The sequence below is a fragment of the Agrobacterium fabrum str. C58 genome, from assembly GCF_000092025.1.
GTDB lineage: Bacteria > Pseudomonadota > Alphaproteobacteria > Rhizobiales > Rhizobiaceae > Agrobacterium > Agrobacterium fabrum.
Window position 1 is genome coordinate 2,440,952 of the sequence record NC_003062.2, and the last position, 19,282, is coordinate 2,460,233.

The 19,282-nt window shown below is 59.6% G+C and carries 18 protein-coding genes and 1 tRNA gene; 13 read left to right on the plus strand and 6 right to left on the minus strand.

Translation table 11 applies throughout. The features are described from left to right. Positions 1–47: 47 nt before the first annotated feature. The 6 genes from ATU_RS12045 to dps all read left to right on the plus strand — a co-directional run bounded on the left by ATU_RS12045 (position 48) and on the right by dps (position 4,940). Positions 48–308: a hypothetical protein gene (locus ATU_RS12045; RefSeq protein WP_035215028.1), complete on the plus strand. Its 261-nt coding sequence runs from the start codon at positions 48–50 to the stop codon at positions 306–308. 199 nt (positions 309–507) lie between these two features. After that, positions 508–1,446: a siderophore ABC transporter substrate-binding protein gene (locus ATU_RS12050; RefSeq protein WP_010972348.1), complete on the plus strand. Its 939-nt coding sequence runs from the start codon at positions 508–510 to the stop codon at positions 1,444–1,446. A gap of 201 nt (positions 1,447–1,647) precedes the next feature. Next, entirely contained in the window at positions 1,648–2,613 is a 966-nt protein-coding gene (locus ATU_RS12055; protein ID WP_035255830.1) for an ABC transporter permease, read from the plus strand. Next, positions 2,606–3,574: an iron chelate uptake ABC transporter family permease subunit gene (locus tag ATU_RS12060; RefSeq protein ID WP_010972350.1), complete on the plus strand. Its 969-nt coding sequence runs from the start codon at positions 2,606–2,608 to the stop codon at positions 3,572–3,574. The genes ATU_RS12055 and ATU_RS12060 overlap by 8 nt, the downstream gene beginning before the upstream one ends. Next, a complete protein-coding gene (locus ATU_RS12065; protein ID WP_010972351.1) occupies positions 3,571–4,329 on the plus strand; it encodes an iron ABC transporter ATP-binding protein in 759 nt (252 codons plus the stop codon). Before ATU_RS12060 ends, ATU_RS12065 begins: the two co-directional genes overlap by 4 nt. A gap of 122 nt (positions 4,330–4,451) precedes the next feature. Then, positions 4,452–4,940, plus strand: a complete 489-nt coding sequence (gene dps / locus ATU_RS12070) for a DNA starvation/stationary phase protection protein Dps (protein ID WP_006312098.1) — start codon at positions 4,452–4,454, stop codon at positions 4,938–4,940. A gap of 78 nt (positions 4,941–5,018) precedes the next feature. On the opposite strand, the gene ATU_RS12075 is transcribed toward dps, so the two are convergent. Continuing rightward, positions 5,019–5,240, minus strand: coding sequence for a hypothetical protein (locus ATU_RS12075; protein ID WP_161991265.1), 222 nt, complete (start codon positions 5,238–5,240; stop codon positions 5,019–5,021). A gap of 374 nt (positions 5,241–5,614) precedes the next feature. Between ATU_RS12075 and ATU_RS12080 the strand changes: the two genes are divergently transcribed. Next, positions 5,615–5,689, plus strand: a tRNA-Gly gene (locus ATU_RS12080). A 68-nt stretch (positions 5,690–5,757) separates the two neighbouring features. Here ATU_RS12080 and ATU_RS12085 read toward each other — a convergent pair. After that, on the minus strand, positions 5,758–6,657 hold the full coding sequence (locus ATU_RS12085) for a LysR family transcriptional regulator (protein WP_006312100.1): 900 nt from the start codon (positions 6,655–6,657) through the stop codon (positions 5,758–5,760). 146 nt (positions 6,658–6,803) lie between these two features. Between ATU_RS12085 and ATU_RS12090 the strand changes: the two genes are divergently transcribed. The 4 genes from ATU_RS12090 (at position 6,804) to ATU_RS12105 (ending at position 12,669) form a co-directional block, all read left to right on the plus strand. Next, the gene (locus tag ATU_RS12090) at positions 6,804–7,610 is read left to right on the plus strand and encodes an alpha/beta hydrolase fold domain-containing protein (RefSeq protein WP_010972353.1); all 807 of its coding nucleotides are present in this window, start codon (positions 6,804–6,806) and stop codon (positions 7,608–7,610) included. Between the two features lie 56 nt (positions 7,611–7,666). Further along, positions 7,667–8,857, plus strand: coding sequence for an efflux RND transporter periplasmic adaptor subunit (locus ATU_RS12095; protein WP_006312103.1), 1,191 nt, complete (start codon positions 7,667–7,669; stop codon positions 8,855–8,857). A 131-nt stretch (positions 8,858–8,988) separates the two neighbouring features. Beyond that, a complete protein-coding gene (locus tag ATU_RS12100) occupies positions 8,989–12,183 on the plus strand; it encodes an efflux RND transporter permease subunit (RefSeq protein ID WP_010972354.1) in 3,195 nt (1,064 codons plus the stop codon). Between the two features lie 288 nt (positions 12,184–12,471). Continuing rightward, positions 12,472–12,669 (plus strand): hypothetical protein, encoded by a 198-nt coding sequence (locus tag ATU_RS12105; protein WP_006312106.1) that lies wholly within the window; start codon positions 12,472–12,474, stop codon positions 12,667–12,669. A 33-nt stretch (positions 12,670–12,702) separates the two neighbouring features. On the opposite strand, the gene ATU_RS12110 is transcribed toward ATU_RS12105, so the two are convergent. Continuing rightward, entirely contained in the window at positions 12,703–13,548 is an 846-nt protein-coding gene (locus tag ATU_RS12110; protein WP_006312108.1) for an endonuclease/exonuclease/phosphatase family protein, read from the minus strand. Between the two features lie 49 nt (positions 13,549–13,597). Continuing rightward, the gene (locus tag ATU_RS12115) at positions 13,598–15,058 is read right to left on the minus strand and encodes a phospholipase D-like domain-containing protein (protein WP_010972356.1); all 1,461 of its coding nucleotides are present in this window, start codon (positions 15,056–15,058) and stop codon (positions 13,598–13,600) included. 211 nt (positions 15,059–15,269) lie between these two features. Here ATU_RS12115 and pdxY point away from each other — a divergent pair, with 211 nt between their 5' ends. Then, positions 15,270–16,145 (plus strand): pyridoxal kinase PdxY, encoded by an 876-nt coding sequence (gene pdxY / locus ATU_RS12120; protein WP_010972357.1) that lies wholly within the window; start codon positions 15,270–15,272, stop codon positions 16,143–16,145. 177 nt (positions 16,146–16,322) lie between these two features. After that, positions 16,323–16,964 carry a carbonic anhydrase gene (locus ATU_RS12125; protein WP_006312112.1) on the plus strand — a complete coding sequence of 214 codons (642 nt, stop codon included), beginning with the start codon at positions 16,323–16,325 and terminating at the stop codon, positions 16,962–16,964. A gap of 33 nt (positions 16,965–16,997) precedes the next feature. Here ATU_RS12125 and ATU_RS12130 read toward each other — a convergent pair whose 3' ends face one another. Further along, positions 16,998–17,813 carry a lytic murein transglycosylase gene (locus ATU_RS12130; RefSeq protein ID WP_006312113.1) on the minus strand — a complete coding sequence of 272 codons (816 nt, stop codon included), beginning with the start codon at positions 17,811–17,813 and terminating at the stop codon, positions 16,998–17,000. 214 nt (positions 17,814–18,027) lie between these two features. Continuing rightward, on the minus strand, positions 18,028–19,062 hold the full coding sequence (locus tag ATU_RS12135) for an aspartate-semialdehyde dehydrogenase (RefSeq protein WP_003514078.1): 1,035 nt from the start codon (positions 19,060–19,062) through the stop codon (positions 18,028–18,030). Positions 19,063–19,282 lie beyond the last annotated feature (220 nt).

The following is a 19,282-nucleotide window of genomic DNA, read 5'->3' on the forward strand; positions in this document are numbered from 1 at the left end:
GCGGGCGCGACCGTGATATGATTCCGCCCCAAACGCAGGAGAAAAACATGCGCACGATCGCAATCATGATGGTTCTGGCGCTCGCCGGCTGCGCCACCGCGGCACCCGATGTGGAACCCATTCCCGGCAGCATCACCTATGGTGGACAGCCGCGAACCAAACTGACCAAATCCCCAATCGGCAGCACGCTTAGCAACGAATTCGTGATGGGTGACGGGCGGCTGGCGATTGAAACTTATCGGGTGCAGCCGGACCGGTCCCTCAAGCTCGAGAGACGGGAAATCGTTGGCGACTGGCCGCAGGATTGAGGGGACGCAGTCCATGCGCTCACACCCAGCCTTACTACCCCGGCCGACCACCCCTTTCCCGCTCACGGCAATTCAGAACCGTTCTAAAACATAATTTTGATTTCCGCCGACCTTGCCAATAAAGCTGACAGCGAACATCAAGTTAACCCGTCGGGACAACCTTCCGCCGGCTCAGAACCATATTGCAAGGGACGTATTCGTGGCCATCAACTTCACCTTCCCCGTTCGGCTGCTGGCGGCAGCGGCCTTCAGCCTTGGCGCAATGACGGCGAGTGCCGAGGAAATGACGATCAGGCATGCGCAGGGCGAAACCGTGCTGAAAGCGGCACCGAAGAAGGTTCTAGTTCTGGATATTCCCTCGCTCGACAATCTCGATGCACTCGGTGTCGAGCCCGCCGGTGTCGTCGGTTCCAACCTGCCCGCCTATCTGCAGAAATATGCCGACGGCAAATATCTCAAGGTTGGAACGCTGTTCGAGCCCGATTACGAGGCGATCAATGCGGCCGAGGCGGACCTCGTCATCGTCGGCGGCCGTTCGCGGGCGAAATATCCCGACGTTTCGAAGATCACGCCCGCCGTCGACATGTCGATCGATTCCAAGGAATTCATCGCAAGCGTCAAAGGCAATATCACCAAGCTCGGCGATATCTTCGGCAAGCAGGAAGAAGCCAAGAAGCTCGATGTCGCCATCGATGAAAAGGTCGCAAGACTGAAGGAGATCGCCCCGAATTCCGGCACGGCGATGATCCTCCTGACCAATGCCGGCAAGGTCGGCGTTTATGGCCCGAGCTCCCGCACCGGCTGGCTGCACACCGAAATCGGCTTCAAGCCGGTCGCCGCCGACATTGATGACCGTTTCGACCGCGGCGATGTCGTCTCCTTCGAATATCTGGCCGAGGTCAATCCCGAATGGCTGTTCGTGATCGACCGTGACGCCGGTATCGGCCGCGCGACCGACCCCGGCAAGGCGGCCGCACAGGTGCTGGATAACGAACTGGTCCACCAGACCAATGCCTGGAAGAAAAAGCAGATCGTCTATCTCGATCCGCAGGCAGCCTATATCGTCAGCAGCGGTTATACAGCGCTTACCACTTTGCTCGATCAAGTCTACAAGGCCGTCTCCGAGAAGAAGTCGTAAACACCGTAGGCACCTGTTTCTGAAGGCTGCGCCAAACTCCGCGTCATCCTCGGCCCTGTGCCGAAGATCTAATCACATCGAATTAAATCAATCGGTTGCAGATCCTCGGGCCAAGCCCGAGGATGACGGAGGAGAGGTCTGGCCCCCCTCAATACCCTGCGAGGTCGCCTGAACGTCTACCAATTTCGAAACATCACCAACGTGAAATCCCTGCCCCTCATATCAGCTCTTCTTCTGGCTCTGGCGCTCGCCATCACCAGCCTGTTCGTCGGCGTCAGCAATGTGTCGCTCGCCACGCTTTTTGCGCAGGACACCAGCGCCGACGCCCTGCGCGTGCTGGTGGTCAGCCGCATTCCCCGCACACTGGCGCTGATCCTCGCCGGCAGCTCGATGGCGATTGCCGGTCTCATCATGCAGATGTTGGTGCGCAACCGTTTCGTGGAACCGTCAACGGCAGGCACCACCGAATCCGCCGGCCTTGGCCTTCTGGTCGTCACCCTGCTTGCGCCCGAAACGCCCATCTTCGGCAAGATGCTGGTGGCCGCGGCCTTCGCGCTGGCAGGCACCGCGCTGTTCCTGCGTATTCTGAGACAGGTGCCGCTGCGCGACGTGCTGCTGGTGCCGCTGATCGGCATCATGCTGGGCGGCGTCATTGCCGCCATCACCACCTTCTTCGCCTATCGTTTCGACCTGCTGCAATCACTCGGCGCCTGGATGACCGGGGATTTTTCCGGCGTGCTGCGCGGCCGTTATGAGTTGCTGTGGGTCGGTTTCCTCTTCGCCATCGCCGCCTATCTCGCCGCAGACCGCTTCACCGTGGCCGGCATGGGAGGCGATTTCACCACCAATCTCGGCCTCAACTATCGCCGGGTCATGGCGCTTGGCCTCACCATCGTTTCGCTGGTCAGCGCGGTGGTGGTGGTCACGGTCGGCATGATCCCCTTTCTCGGCCTGATCGTGCCGAATGTCGTCAGCCTGATGATCGGCGACAATATGCGCCGCTCGGTGCCCTGGGTGGCAACGCTCGGCGCGGTCTTCGTGCTTTCCTGCGATATCATCGGCCGGACCGTGCGCGCACCTTACGAAATCCCTATCGGAACCGTGGTCGGCGTCATCGGCAGCGCGCTGTTCCTCTATCTCTTGCTGCGGAAACGTCACCATGCATGAGAGACATCCCGACCGGCGCGCGAAAACCGTTCTCATCATCCTTGCGGCAGTCTCCCTCATCTGCATGGCCGCCTTCATGACGCTCGGTGCAAAGGGCAGCTGGAGCTTCGTGCTGCCGTTTCGCGGCATCAAGCTTCTGTCGCTCTTGCTGGTGGCCTATGCCATTGCCGTCTCCACCGTGCTGTTCCAAACAGTCACCAACAATCGCATCCTCACCCCGTCGGTGATGGGTTTCGATTCGCTTTACGTGCTGATGCAGACCGGGCTGATCTTCGTATTCGGCTCGGCAACCGTTGTGATGATCGATCCGCAGCTGAAGTTCATCGTCGAAACCGCGCTGCTCGTCATCTTTTCCGCCCTGCTCTATCGCTGGCTTTTTGTCGGCGCAGAACGCAGCCTGCATCTTCTGGTACTGGTCGGTATCGTCTTCGGCGTCTTTTTCCGCAGCCTCTCGGGCTTCATGCAGCGCGTGCTGGACCCCAATGAATATACCGTGCTGCAGGATGTGCTGTTCGCCACCTTCAACTCCATCGATCCCACGCTTCTGACGATCTCGGCGATCATTATCGGCGTCGTGACCATCATCGGGCTGCGCCTCATGCACACGCTCGACGTTCTCTCGCTGGGCCGGGCAACGGCCATCGGCCTCGGCGTCGAATATAAACGCACGGTCACCATCATCCTCGTGCTGGTGTCTGTGCTGGTCGCCGTCTCCACCGCGCTCGTCGGCCCGGTCATGTTCTTCGGCCTGCTGGTCGCCGCACTTGCCCATTATCTTACCGGCAACGGCAAACATGCCTATGTGCTGCCGGCAGCGATCCTCATTGCCGTCATCTGCCTTGTCGGTGGCCAGGTGGCGCTGGAGCGCATCTTCGCCTTCGATACGGCGCTTTCCATCATCATCGAATTTCTGGGCGGTATCGTCTTTATCGGTCTTATCTTGAAGCGGGGTGCGCGATGATCATCGCCAGTCAGATCAGCAAATCCTATGGCGATACGCTCGTCGTCGACGGTGTCTCCGTCTCCATTCCGGCAGGCGGCGTCACCTCCATCATCGGCCCGAACGGGGCGGGAAAATCGACGCTGCTCTCCATCGTGGCGCGACTGATGTCGATGGACACGGGAACCGTCACGGTGGACGGGCTGGATGTGACCAAAACCCCGTCAGAGACGCTGGCGAAGCGGCTCTCCATTCTGCGGCAGGACAACCACATCTCCTCGCGGCTGACGGTGCGCGACCTCGTCGGTTTCGGCCGCTACCCCTATTCCAAGGGCCGTCCCACCATTGAGGACAAGGTCCATATCGACCGGGCGCTGGAATATCTGCATCTCGAAAACCTGGCCGGCCGGTTTCTGGATGAGCTTTCCGGCGGCCAGCGCCAGCGCGCCTTCGTGGCCATGGTGCTGTGTCAGGATACGGATTACGTACTGCTCGACGAACCGCTCAACAATCTCGACATGAAACATGCTTCCGGCATGATGAAGATCATGCGCCGCGCCGCAGACGAGCTGAAGAAAACAGTGGTTCTGGTGCTGCACGACATCAACTTCGCCTCCTGGTATTCCGACACCATCATCGCCATGCGCGAAGGCCGTATATGCCACCAGGGGCCGGCAGACGGGATCATCAGCCCTGATATCCTTGAGGATATCTACGACATGCCGATCCGCGTCGAAGAGATAGACGGCCGCCGCATCTGCCTGTTTTACGAATGACATGATGATTGCGCAGGATTTTTGCCGCCGCAGTGCTTAACATGGAACAGGGCCACAGGCCCGGACGTTAATCGACAGACTTTTCCAAAGCGGCATTCCGTCCGCAACTTCAGGAGACATCGATGAAGACGCACAAGACGAAGAACGACCTGCCTTCCAACGCCAAGTCGACCGTGATCGGCATTCTGAACGAATCTCTCGCCTCGGTGATCGATCTCGCGCTTGTCACCAAGCAGGCGCACTGGAACCTGAAAGGCCCGCAATTCATCGCCGTCCACGAACTTCTCGACACCTTCCGCACCCAGCTCGACAATCACGGCGATACGATTGCCGAACGCGTCGTGCAGCTGGGCGGCACCGCACTCGGCAGCCTGCAAGCCGTCTCCTCGACGACGAAGCTCAAGGCCTATCCGACCGATATCTATAAAATCCACGATCATCTCGACGCTCTGATCGAGCGTTATGGCGAAGTCGCCAACATGATCCGCAAGGCGATCGACGATTCCGACGAAGCCGGCGATCCGACGACGGCCGATATCTTCACCGCCGCCTCGCGCGATCTCGACAAGTCACTGTGGTTCCTCGAAGCCCATGTGCAGGAAAAGAGCTGAGCCGGAAGAATTTCCAACAGGCTCAACACAGCAAAGCGCCCGAGAGATTCGGGCGCTTTTTTCGTAGAGATGATGTCATCAATGGCGGCGCAGAACCGCAAGCCCTATGTCGCGCAACATTTCATGATCCAGAATGCCGCGCTGGGCGCTACGGATCAAAATTGCTGCACATTCATTGGCAACATGACTGCTGCGATCTTGAAGGCACTCGAAACAAACACCATCGAAAATATTCTGCAAATCGGTGATTTGTTCTGGCGACAATTGTGCGCCGACTCTTTCAAAAGCTGCGTACGACAAGGCTCATCCTCCCGATGATGATATGCCAAGTATCGTTTGTTTTTCCGTGGGCATCAATTTTGTACACCCGAACGAATCACTTGTCGAATCAGATTTTAACCAAATGTAAACGGGTTATTTTCTGCATTATCGGTCGTTCGTGCACCCTTCGCCGAAGGAATAAAGACCAGCCGAAACAACGCTTTCGCCCGCCCCTGCCTCCATCCGGAGCCGCATCGGCTGCGCCCTTTGTAATAAACCCGCGGCCGGAAGGATTTCCACCGAAACCGCAAAAGAAACTATTGCATTCCAAAATCGATTGAGCGATATAGCAGCCGTCGCCGAACTTCGGCGGCCCGCAGTCCAGCGAACTACCCCGGACCGGCGGATTTTGAGCGGGTGTAGCTCAGGGGTAGAGCACAACCTTGCCAAGGTTGGGGTCGAGGGTTCAAATCCCTTCGCCCGCTCCAGTTTCCAGATAGAAAGCAATTTGCGGCGGCTGTGGCTCATGCCCTGCCACGAGCATTCGCCGCCTGCCTCACACCAGACCGTGAACCAGCTTCGCCAGCCAGTCGACAAAAACGCGCACCTTGTTGGTCACATGCCGGGTCTGCGGATAAACCACATAGATCGGCATGGCTTCGCGCCGCCACTCCGAAAGCACCGGCACCAGTTCACCGCGCGAAAGCGCATCCCTTACCATGAAGACGGGAAGCTGCACGATGCCCATGCCGGCCAGCGCCGCATTGAGATAGGTGCGGCTGTCATTCACCGAGACGACGTAATTCGGGGTCAGCTCGACGCTGCGCACGCCATTGTCGAAGGAGGCCGGCATGATCTGGCCGGTGGTGGCATTGAGGTAACCCACCGAATAGTGTTCCTTCTCCAGATCCTCCGGCTCGCGCGGCATGCCGAAATTTTCGATGTAGGATGGCGAGGCGAATGTCTCGAACCGCAGCTCGCCGACTTTACGGGCAATCAGCGACTGATCGCGCAGCACGCCCACGCGCAGCGCACAGTCGACATTCTCCGCGATATAGTCGACCAGACGGTCGCCGACGCCGAGATCGAGACGGATTTGCGGATAGCGCTGGTAAAATTCGCAAAGATGTGGGATAACCACCAGGTCCGCGAAGACACCGGCCATTTCCACCCGCAACCGGCCGGATGGCTGCACTTGCGCGCTGGACATACTGCCGTCCAACTCTTCGATTTCCGATAAAATCTGTGATGCCCGCTCATAATAGAGAGCACCGTCCGTCGTCAGCATCACCCGCCGCGTGGTGCGGTTGAGAAGCGTGGTCTGCAAATGCGCCTCGAGCGCCTGCACCATATTGGTAACCGTGGTTTTGGGCATGTTCAGCGCGGTGGCGGCGCGGCTGAAATTGCCGGTTTCCACGACCCGCGTAAAAACCCGCATGGCGGAGAGCTGATCCATTCACTGCCTCGAGATATTATTATCCGTTATTTCGGAATAGTGTTTTCAAATTTGCATGCTTGATCGTTTCGATCCGAACAATAATATGGATTTCAGATTTTGCAATATGATCCGCCTATGGGTGGCGGCGCAAAGGATCTGGATTCATGAACGCGCATTGGGAAAATATGGGCAGCGAGACGTCCGCGTCAAAGCTCTCCGTGCGCCGTTATGAAGGGTCCTGCCTGTGCAGCCATCCGCCCGTCGTGCTTTATCTGCGCGGCGGATCATTTCTGGAACCCGGCCTTGAGCCGGGCGGCAATTGCCCCGAGCTTCCGGTGGCCCGCGCGCTGGCGGAAAGTGGCGCGGTGGTCGTGGAAGCCGATTACAGCAAGCCGTCCGGCAACGAGTTTCCGATGGTCATCGATTGTGCCTATGAGGCGCTCGACCATCTGAGCCGGGATCGCAAGCATTATGGCGGCGCGAAATCGCTGCTGTTCGTGGCCGGCGAAGAGGCAGGCGGCAATGTGGCGGCGGGACTTGCGCTTAAAGCCCGTGACCGCATGCCGGGCAAACTCGCAGGCCAGATTCTTCTGTCGCCCATGATCGATCCGATGATGACGACGGAATCCTTCCGCGACGCGGACAGGATCGGGATGCGCCAGCGTTGGGCCGATGGCTGGAGCCATTACCTTGCCAAGGCGTGCGGGTTTTTCCACCCCTATGCCGCGCCCTGCCAGTGTACGCGGCTGAACCGGGTGGCACCGGCGCTGATCTTTACCGCCGAGGATGATCCTCTGCGCGACGAAACGGTAAATTATGGAGACCGCCTCGTCGCCTCGGGTGTCAGCGTCAGGAGCCATGTTTTCCCCGCCGGCGTCGGCTGGACGGGGCTTTATCAAGGAGAGGGCGGCGGATGGGTTTCCTCCGTCTGTTCGGAGTTCAAGACCTTCGTTGACCAATTGAAACACTGAATACCGCATTTATTGAGAAACTGATCGGCTCCTGATCTGGGGCCAAGGAGATACCCATGACGCTGAACACAAAGCGCCGGGCCCTGACGGGTGCCGGCATCGGGCTTGCCATGTCCGTTGCAGCAGGAGCACTGTTTTTCGACCTCCCCACCAGCCGCAATGCGACGGCCGCGTCCACGCCCGCCGAAACGCCGGCAATCCCGGTCACCGTCGCCAAGGTGGAGAGCCGCGACGTGATGCGCTGGGAAGAATTTTCCGGCCGTCTGGAGGCCGTTGACCGCGTGCAGATCCGCTCCCGCGTCGCCGGCCAGATCAAGGCCGTACATTTCCGCGAAGGCGCGCTGGTGAAGGAAGGTGACCCGCTCTTCACCATCGACCCGGCCCCCTATCAGGCCGCAGTCGCGGGCGCTGAAGGACAGGTCGCTTCCGCCGAAGCCAAGGTCAGCCTTGCAAAGACGGAACTCGACCGTGGCCGCAGGCTTTCCGATAACCGTACCATCTCCCAGAGTGATCTCGACCAGCGTCAAAGCTCGTTTGCGGATGCCGAAGCCCAGCTTCGCGCCGCCCGCGCAGCATTGACCACCGCCCAGCTTGATCTCGGTTACACCGAAATCATCGCGCCGGTTTCCGGCAGGGTCGGCAGGATCGAAATCACCGCCGGCAATCTCGTCGCTGCGGGCTCCACCTCGCCGGCACTGACCACGCTCGTCTCGGTCAACCCGATCTATGCAAGCTTCAACGCCAGCGAAGGCGTCGTGGCCAAGGCTCTTGCCGAGCTGCCGAAGACCGATGGCGCCCTGCCCGCTCTGGAACAGATCCCGGTGGAAATCGGCACGCTTTCGGATGAAGGCACGCCGATCAAGGGCACGCTGCACCTGATCGACAACCAGGTGGATTCGGCAAGCGGCACCATCGGTGTGCGCGCCATCTTCGACAATCCGGATGGCAGGCTGATCCCCGGCCAGTTCGTGCGGGTACGCATGGGCGAACCGAAGCCGGAAAACCGCATCGTCATCAGCGACCGCGCCATCGGCACGGATCAGGACAAGCGCTTCGTCTTCGTGGTCGATGCCGAAAACAAGGTAAGCTACCGCCAGATCAAGCCCGGCGCACCGGCTGATGGCCAGCGCATCATCGACAGCGGCCTTGCCGCCGGTGATACGATCGTCGTCAACGGCCTGCAGCGCATCCGTCCCGGTGCGACCATCGCGCCCCAGGCGGAAGACAAGGTTGCTGCTTCGCAGTAACCCACCTCTTTGATCAGTAAGCGTCCCGCAGTATCGCGAGACGCGCATTCACACAGAACCGGCCTTCACCGGCGGCAGGATTGCCGCCGGAACAGCCTTCGCATTCCTAAATACCCGGAGAGGGACTGGATATGAATATTTCCAGATTTTTTGTCGACAGGCCGGTATTCGCCGGCGTGCTGTCGATCCTGATCGTGGTCGCGGGCCTTCTCGGCATGCGCGCCCTGCCGATTTCCGAATATCCGGAAGTCGTTCCGCCATCCGTCGTCGTCCGTGCCACCTATCCCGGCGCGAACCCGACCGTTATCGCCGAAACCGTTGCAACGCCGCTGGAAGAACAGATCAACGGCGTCGAGGACATGCTCTACATGGGCAGCCAGGCAACGTCTGACGGCGTACTGACGCTGACCGTCACCTTCAAGCTTGGCACCGACCCGGACAAGGCGCAGCAGCTGGTGCAGAACCGCGTGTCGCAGGCCGAACCGCGCCTGCCGGCGGAAGTCCGCGCGCTCGGCATCACCACCGTCAAGAGCTCGCCGGACTTCATCATGGTCGTCAACCTCGTCTCGAAGACCGACGCCTATGACATCACCTATCTGCGCAACTATGCGACGCTGAACGTCAAGGATCGTCTCGCCCGCATCGAAGGTGTCGGCCAGGTTCAGGTCTTCGGCGCAGGTGATTATTCGATGCGCGTCTGGCTCGATCCGCAGAAGGTGGCCGAGCATGATCTCGCCGCCGCCGACGTTTCCGACGCCATCCGCCAGCAGAACGTTCAGGCCGCGGCCGGCGTCATTGGCGCTTCGCCAAGCCCGAACGGTGTCGACCTGCAGCTCAACGTCAATGCCCAGGGTCGTCTGACGACACCGGAGGAATTCGGCAACATCATCGTCAAGAGCGGCGCGAACGGCGAAATCACCCGCCTGCGCGATGTCGCCCGCATAGAGCTCGGCGCCGCCGATTACACGCTGCGCTCGCTGCTTGACGGCGAACCCGCCGTGGCTGTCGCCGTCCTCCAGGCGCCCGGCTCGAACGCCATCGAAATCGCCGACAATGTCCGCGCAACGATGGACAATCTGCAATTGGCAATGCCTGATGGCGTGAAATACGAGATCGTCTACGATACGACGAAATTCGTGCGCTCCTCCATCGAAAAGGTTGTCGATACACTCCTCGAGGCCGTTGGCCTCGTGGTGCTTGTCGTCATTCTCTTTCTCCAGACCTGGCGCGCCTCGATCATTCCGCTGATCGCCGTTCCCGTCTCGATCATCGGCACCTTCGCGGTCATGTATGCCTTCGGTTTCTCCATCAACGCGTTGACTTTGTTCGGCCTTGTGCTGGCCATCGGTATCGTGGTGGATGACGCGATCGTGGTTGTCGAAAACGTCGAGCGAAACATCGAAAACGGGCTCTCACCGCGCGACGCCACCTACAAGGCGATGCGTGAAGTCTCCGGCCCGATCATCGCCATTGCGCTGGTTCTGGTCGCCGTCTTCGTGCCGCTCGCCTTCATCTCCGGCCTGTCCGGCCAGTTCTACCGGCAGTTCGCACTGACCATCGCCATCTCCACCGTCATTTCGGCCATCAATTCGCTGACGCTGTCACCCGCGCTTGCGGCCCTGCTGCTCAAGGAACACGGTGCGCCGAAAGACTGGCTGACCCGCTTCATGGACAAGATCCTCGGCTGGTTTTTCCGTGGCTTCAACCGAGCCTTCGGCGCGGCCTCGAACGGCTACGGCAAGACCGTCGGCGGGCTGGTGACGCGCAAGAGCCTCGTCATGATCGTCTATATGGCGCTGGTGGCCGCCACCTACGGCATGTTCACGACGGTGCCGAGCGGCTTCGTGCCGGCGCAGGACAAGCAGTATCTGATCGGTTTCGCCCAGCTTCCTGATGGTGCAACGCTCGACCGCACCGAAAGCGTCATCAAGCGGATGAGCGCGATCGCCATGGAAACGCCCGGCGTCAGCCACGCCATCGCCTTCCCGGGCCTGTCGATCAATGGCTTCACCATCGGCTCCAATTCCGGCATCGTCTTTGCGGTTCTCGATGACTTCGAAAAGCGCAAGACACCGGAACTGTCCGGCGGCGCCATCGCCATGCAGCTGAACCAGAAATTTGCCGGCATTCAGGATGCCTTCATCGCCATGTTCCCGCCGCCGCCAGTCAACGGTCTCGGCCAGACGGGCGGCTTCAAGCTGCAGATCGAGGATCGCGCCGGTTACGGTTACCAGACCCTTGACGAAGCGGCCAAGGCGGTCATCGCCAAGGCCTATCAGACGCCGGAGCTGGCAGGCATTTTCTCCAGCTTCCAGATCAACGTGCCACAGCTCTTCGCCGATCTCGACCGCGCCAAGGCTGAGCAGCTGGGTGTCTCCGTCAGCGACGTCTTCCAGACGCTACAGATCTATCTCGGCTCGCTCTATGTCAACGACTTCAACGCCTTCGGACGCACATACAGCGTTCGCGTTCAGGCGGATTCGCAGTTCCGCGCCCATGCCGAAGATATCGGCCGCCTGAAGGTTCGCTCCGCAACGGGTCAGATGATCCCGCTGTCCACGCTGCTGAAGGTGGATGCGACGACGGGACCGGAGCGCACCAACCGTTATAACGGCTTCCTTGCGGCCGATATCAACGGCGGTCCCGCACCGGGCTTCTCCTCGGGACAGGCTCAGGCGGCTATGGAGAAAATCCTTGCCGAAAACCTGCCCGCCGGTATCGATTACGAGTGGACCGACCTGACCTACCAGCAGATCCTGGCAGGCAACTCCAGCATCGTGGTCTTTCCCTTAGCGCTGCTGCTCGTCTATCTCGTGCTGGCTGCGCAATATGAAAGCCTCACCCTGCCGATTGCGATCATCCTGATCGTTCCGCTCGGCGTGCTCGCGGCCCTCACGGGCGTCTGGCTGACGGGAGGGGATAACAACATCTTTACGCAGATCGGCCTTGTCGTCCTTGTGGGTCTGTCGGCGAAGAACGCGATCCTGATCGTGGAATTCGCCCGGGAACTGGAGTTCGAAGGGCGAACGCCGCTTCAGGCGGCAGTCGAGGCAAGCCGGCTTCGCCTTCGCCCGATCCTGATGACCTCGCTCGCCTTCATCATGGGCGTGGTGCCGCTGGTCGTCTCGACAGGTGCGGGTGCGGAAATGCGCGCCGCCATGGGTGTCGCGGTGTTCTCCGGCATGATCGGCGTGACGTTCTTCGGCATCTTCATGACCCCTGTTTTCTACGTGCTGGTGCGCAAGCTCGCGGGCAACCGCCCGCTCATCCAGCACAAGCAGGAAGAACCGGCCAATTCGGACTACAAGCTCGAAAAGGCCGGCTGACGCCGCACCCCATCCACCGCAACCTTCGACGCAAGCCCGCCGCGCATCATCAGATGCGCGGCGTTTTTCATGGCTGGAAGCGTTCGTGCGAAGTCGCTGAAATAGAATCAGTTTCAAATACTTAAGTGGAGATCGCGCTTATATTGCGCTGCATTAAAACTGGCAAAAGGCAATATATCCGCAAGGGTCAACCGGCGCTGAAAGAACAATGCTATTTTATGCTTTATATTTTGTGGTAATTTTCGAGATCAGGGTGATTCGGACTAAATGATTTAGTTCAGGGGCGACATGATGGAGCAGGATTACGAAAACTGGGCAACCACCGTTGCCTATTCGATCGTGATGCATGAGGGTCTTGACCTCGCGCTTTCCGCGCAGAATCTGGACAGGGGCAAAACCAGGAACAACCGAGAGCGGCTGATGGAGGCCATTCGCACGTCGTTGCTGGAAGCGCGCTCGCGCAGCGGTCACCTGACGGCGGCGTGAAGGACTGCCAGTCGCGCCGGATGGGGCAGCGGCTCAGGCCGGAAGCAGGTCGGTGCGGATCGCGGCTTTCAGCGGCAGATGGTCCGAGGCGATGCGCGCCAGCGCGCTGTCATGCGCCTCCACCTGCTCGATCAGCCCTTCGCGATTGGCGATGATCCGGTCGAGCGCCAGCACCGGCAGGTTGGACGGAAAACTCGGCACCGCCGGCGGCAGGGTGCCGAAAGCGTCCCGGAACGTATTGAGTGATGATCCGTTACCTAGACGCCATTCATTCAGGTCCCCCATGAGGATGGTCGCGCATTCGTTGCGCGCTTCCAGAAGACCGACAAGCGCCTTGGCCTGCTGGGCGCGGGAATGTCTGAGAAGGCCGAAATGGGCGGCGATGACCCGGAGCGTGCCGCCGCTTTTAAGGTCTAGTTCCACGACGAGCGCGCCGCGCGGCTCCAGCCCCGGCAATTTCAGCGTATGCACGTCCCTGACAGCCCCTTCTCTGAACAGCACGACATTGCCATGCCAGCCATGCGCCTTCACGCCTGCCTGCACCGGCACAGGAACAAGGCCGCTTTCCCGCTCCAGCCGGGCAAGATCGAGCAGGCCCGTGCGCTCGCCGAAACGGCTGTCCGCTTCCTGAAGGGCGATGATGTCGGCGCCGATTTCCTGAATGACGCGGCTGGTACGATCAGGGTCGAACTTGCGGTCGCGGCCGACGCATTTATGCACATTGTAGGAAGCGATGACCGGAAAGGAATGGTCTTTGGTCGCCGGCGCCGCATTCTGCCGCTGGCGGCGGTCGCGCAGCGATTGCATGACGAAGGCGGACAGGCTGGTGTTTTTCGTCAAAGCCGTTTTTTCATCATCCAGCAAACCGTTCTTTTTCACGCGTTTATGCCTCCGGTCTCGCGGGGCGTCCTTTCGGGCGCACCGCACTCTAAAGATAGGGTGAAGCGAGCCACAGCACACGCTCCACAAAACGGACAACGAATGGCCGAGCATTCAGTTCGCTGAGCCGGACGGGCAAGGCAGTTGCACGCGCATTCCGGATACGATCTCCGATCGCCCCGGCAAATTCTTCGTCCATGACTTCGAGATCGATCTCGAAGTTCAACCGCAGCGATCGCGGATCGAGATTGGAGGAGCCAATATAGCTCCAGCGCCCGTCGATCACCAGAAGCTTGGAATGATTGAAAGCCCCGGTCGCCCGCCAGATGCGGCAATAATTCTTCAGCATCTGGTCGAACTGCGCCGTCATCGCCCTGTCGACAAGCACCAGATTGTTGCTTTTCGGCACGATGATATCCACCACGCACCCCCGCCTTGCTGCGGTAATGAGCGCCGAAATAAGCTCCCGATCGGGGAGAAAATAGGGCGACATGATGAGAATGGAGGAACGCGCCACCGAAAAGGCCCCCATCAGCATCTTGTGACTGGTCTCGATGCTTTTGTCCGGCCCCGAGGAGCAGACGCGGGCAACGATTTGCGACCCCGGCACGCCATCGGGAATGGCGATATCCCAGACCGGTGCGTCGAGAACCTCCCCCGTCGTGAAGCGCCAGTCCTCCGCAGCGATGGAGAAAAAATCGGAGACCACCGGCCCGGTAATCTTGAAATGGGTGTCGTGCGACTGGCTTTCGCCACCGAATTCCAGGGTGAAACCCTCGCGGATATTCATGCCGCCGCTGAAGGCGATACGTCCGTCCACCACGAGGATCTTGCGGTGGGTACGCAGATTGGCATAGGGCAGCCGCAGCCCCATGATGACATTGCCGTTGAAGACATCGGCAACGATGTCCTTATCCCTGAGTGTCGGCAGGATGCTCGGAACCGAATAACGGGCGCCGACCGCATCGATGAGCACCCTCACCTCCACGCCACGCAGCTTCGCCCTTTCAAGCGCCGCGACGAAACGGGCGCCGATCCGGTCATTATCGAAAATATATGTTTCGAGAATGATCGACCGCTTCGCCTCCCCGATCGCCTCCAGCATGGCGGCATAGGCGACATCCCCGCTCACCAGCGGCTCGATGCCGTTACCGGTCGTCAGCGCGTGGCGCGTCACCCGGTCGCCAAGCGTCTTCATCGCCTCGAAACGGCGGCCGAAACGCGTCGCGATCATATCGTTGCTGGCATCGAGGCGCGCCACGCGATCCATGATCTCGTCCAGCATGAAGGACCGCTGCTGCGTGATGTTCGACCGGCGAATGCGGTTGATGCCGGCGATGGCGTAGATGACCGCGCCGACGATCGGCGACAGCACGATGACGCCCACCCAGCCCAGCGCGGAACGCACCTCCTCCTTCGTCATCGTGGCATGCACGGCCGCCACGGTACCCATCAAGATGGAGAGAACGGCAAGGATATGCGGCCAATAGGCAATGACGAGATCGAGCATGATAAGACTATAGAGCACTCAGCCGATCCCGCAATGACAGGTAACGCCCCTGCAACGGAAGAACGCCCGGCCCCGCTCATGCTTTTGCGGGACAGACCATTGCGGGATTAACTGTGGAAACCGGCCTTGCGATATGTCATGAGAGCGCATCTTGATCTCTAGGCAGGGGCACTTGCGCGCTTCTGCGATGTTTGAAAGCAAGAAGGCCGTGATGCAGGAAAATACACAGGGCGCCGTCATCGTCATTTCCAGCCACGTCATGCGTGGCTCCGTCGGCAACCGCGCCGCCGTTTTTGCGCTGGAGACCCTCGGTTATCCGGTCTGGGCGGTGCCCACCATCGTCATGCCCTGGCACCCCGGCCACGGCCCATCCACCCGCATGCGCTTTCAGGATGACGACTTCGACAAGGCCATGACCGACCTCGGAAACGCCCAATGGATCGGCGAGGTCAAGGCTGTTCTGACCGGTTATTTCGGCAGTGCCGCGCAGGTCCGCTCCGTCGCAAGGCTGATCCGCAATCTGAAGGAAAAGAACCCGGCGCTGGTTTACGCCTGCGACCCGGTCATGGGCGATCTGGGCGGGCTTTATATTCCCCTCGAGACCGCCGAAGCCATCCGGGATCACCTCATCCCGCTTGCCACCGTCGCCACGCCAAACCGTTACGAACTGGCTTGGATGAGCGGCGCGGAACTTGAGACCAACAATGCCATCATGGATGCCGCGCTCGCGCTCGGGCCGCCGAAAATGCTGGTCACCTCAGCCGTACCGATGATGACGGGCGGCACCGGCAATCTTTACCTCAGCGGCCGCCACGCCCTGCTTGCCGAACACCGCGCCATCGAAAATGCGCCGAACGGCCTCGGCGACCTGATGTCGGCGCTGTTCCTCGCCCGCCTGCTGGAAGGCGTGGATGATGAAAAGGCGCTGCAACTGGCAACAGCCAGCGTCTTCGAAATCCTGGCCCGCACCAAAAAACGCGGGATGAACGAACTGACGCTCGAGACCGACTCTTCAAGTCTCTCCACACCCATGGCCATGGTGCAGATGCGTCATCTCTTGCATCCTTCACGCAGCAAGCGCAAATAGCGGCTAGAGCATTTCCAAGGAAAAGTGGCCCCCCGGTTTTCCGTCCGGAAATGCGGCAGACAAGGAGTTGGAGCGGTTTCGCGGTTCGAAGAAAAGCGAAAATGCTCTAAAGGATTGGTCTTCAACGCGCCGAGTTCCTCTCTTGATCTCGGTCCAACCACAACGGTACTGCGATAGATGAAAGATTTTCCGGAAACACTTCTCAACGGCTACAAGAACTTCATGAGCGGCCGCTATGTCGATGAGCGCGAAAGATACCGCGTTCTCGCCGATACCGGACAGAAACCGCAGACCCTGTTCATTGCCTGTTGTGACTCCCGTTCGGCGCCGGAAACCATTTTCGACTGCGGACCGGGAGAACTTTTCGTTGTTCGCAACGTCGCCAACATGGTGCCGCCATTCGAGCCGGACGGACAGTATCACGCCACGTCGGCCGCCATCGAATATGCCGTGCAGGTTCTCAAGGTGAAGGATATCGTCGTCATGGGCCACGGCCGCTGCGGCGGCATTCAGGCGGCGCTTGACCCCAATCTCGAGCCGCTGTCACCAGGCGATTTCATCGGCAAATGGATGAACATGGTCAAATCGGCGGCCGAACAAATCCAGAGTAACGACGTCATGACCGCCTCCGAACGCCAGACGGCGCTGGAACGCGTCTCCATCCGCAACTCCATCGCCAACCTACGTGGTTTCCCCTTCGTCAAGGCACAGGAGACCGCCGGCAAGGTCAAGCTGCACGGCGCATGGTTCGATATCTCGACCGGTGAATTGTGGGTGATGGACAGCAAAACGGGCGACTTTCGCCGCCCGGATCTGTGAAAACAGGTTTCTGATTGAAAGAGCGAGACGGCCTTATTGGCCGTCGATCGCCTTGCCGATGAAGGCGATGGCCTGTTGATAGACGCTTGCCGCGTTCCAACCCTGGATCGCCGCAAAACTCGGCTGTCCCTGCTGATAACCCGCACCGCGCTGCCATCCATGGCCGACGAGGAAATTGGCCGTCGAGGCCAGCGCATCGGCGCGCGAGCCCACGAGATCGATGCGACCGTCGCGATCGAAATCCACGCCGTAACGCACGACGTTCAACGGCAGGAACTGCGTCTGGCCGATTTCACCATGGGCCGCACCCTTGGCGTTGACGTTAAGCGAACCGCTGCCGACCAGCTTCAGCGCCGCATAAAGTTGCTCAGTGAAATAATCCGAACGGCGGCAGTCGAAGGACAGCGTCGCCACGGCCGAAAGCGTGTGCTGGTTGCCCATGAAGCCGCCAAAGCCGGTTTCCATGCCCCAGATCGCCAGAAGCGGGCCAGCCGGTACGCCGTAAGTTCTTTCGATGGAAGCAAAGAGAGCTGCATTGTTCTTCTTCATGGTCTTGCCGCGCGAAATGATCGTCTGACCACCGCGCTTCTGCATGAACTGTTCGAAGGATAGCTTGAAACTGTGCTGGCCGCGATCGGCGCGGATGGTCGCCTGATTGTAGGAGACGCCGGAGAAGGCGCGATCGAGCACTGAAGCGCTGACGCCGCGGCCTGCCGCTTCCTGCTTGAAGGCGCTGACCCAGGCATCGAAGCCCGCCGAAGTGTTGCCGCATTGCGCCGCCATAACCGGCGTCGCCGCCAGAACCGAGACCATGGCCACACCAGCCAGAATTGCCTTCATTGCCCGCATCAAAATCTGCCTTTGATATATTTTGGGGAAAATTTCCCGAGAACCAAACCATCAATACTGTATGATTCAGGTGCCAAACTAGCCTTTGGCGGCCTAAATTGCCTTTCGGCAGCAAGGCCTGCAAATAAACTGGCCGTGATGACAGCCAATTGAAAAACCCGCCTGCCCCACACAGAACAGACGGGTTATACTTAACGAACCTTAAAAAATCGTATCAGGCAGCCGCCTTGCGGGGCTTGATGAGACCACGATTGACCAGCAGTTCGGCGATCTGGATGGCATTGAGGGCAGCGCCCTTGCGCAGATTATCCGAAACAACCCAGATGTTGAGGCCGTTCTCGACCGTCGCATCCTCGCGGATACGCGAAATATAGGTCGCATCTTCACCGGCGGATTCAACGGGGGTGATGTAGCCGCCATCTTCATGCTTGTCGATGACGAGGCAACCCGGCGCTTCGCGCAGGATGTCACGCGCCTGATCGGCAGTGATCTCGTTTTCGAACTCGATATTGACCGATTCCGAATGGCCGATGAAGACCGGAACGCGCACGGCCGTGCAGGTGACCTTGATCTTGGGATCAAGCATCTTCTTGGTTTCGGCCAGAACCTTCCACTCTTCCTTGGTGTAGCCGTCTTCCATGAAGACGTCGATATGCGGGATGACGTTGAAGGCGATGCGCTTGGTGAACTTCTTGGTTTCGACCGGATCGGCCACGAAGACGGCGCGGGTCTGCTGGAACAGCTCGTCCATGCCTTCCTTGCCGGCGCCGGAAACCGACTGATAGGTGGACACAACGACGCGCTTGATCTTGGCGAAATCATGCAGCGGCTTCAGCGCGACAACGAGCTGGGCCGTGGAGCAATTGGGGTTGGCAATGATGTTCTTGCGCGTGAAGCCCGAGATCGCATCGGCATTGACTTCCGGAACGATCAGCGGAACATCCTGATCATAGCGCCATGCAGACGAGTTATCGATGACGACGCAACCCTGCTGACCGATCTTCGGCGACCACTTCTTGGAAATCTCGCCGCCGGCCGACATCAGGCAAATATCCGTGTCGGAAAAATCGTAGTTTTCGAGGTTGGAAACCTTCAGCGTGCGATCGCCATAGGAGACTTCCGTGCCCTGCGAGCGGGAGGAAGCGAGCGGCACGACTTCATCTGCCGGAAAACCACGTTCGGCCAGGATGTTGAGCATTTCGCGACCGACATTGCCGGTAGCGCCTACAATTGCAACTTTGAAACCCATGATCAAGCTCTCTTTCTGTCTCTCCTCTTTTGGGTGAGGTGGGGAACCCGCATCGCATTGCGGCTTCCTCGATCCCCAGCCAAACCGGGGAGAGAGCGGTGGCCAGAGACGTCAGACGGTTTTAATCGTCGTTTTGGCCGTAATTCGGATGGAATAAGAAAGGCGCGGATCATCGCCGGCGGATTGTGCCGGTCCTTCCATGACGAACATGTCTGAAACA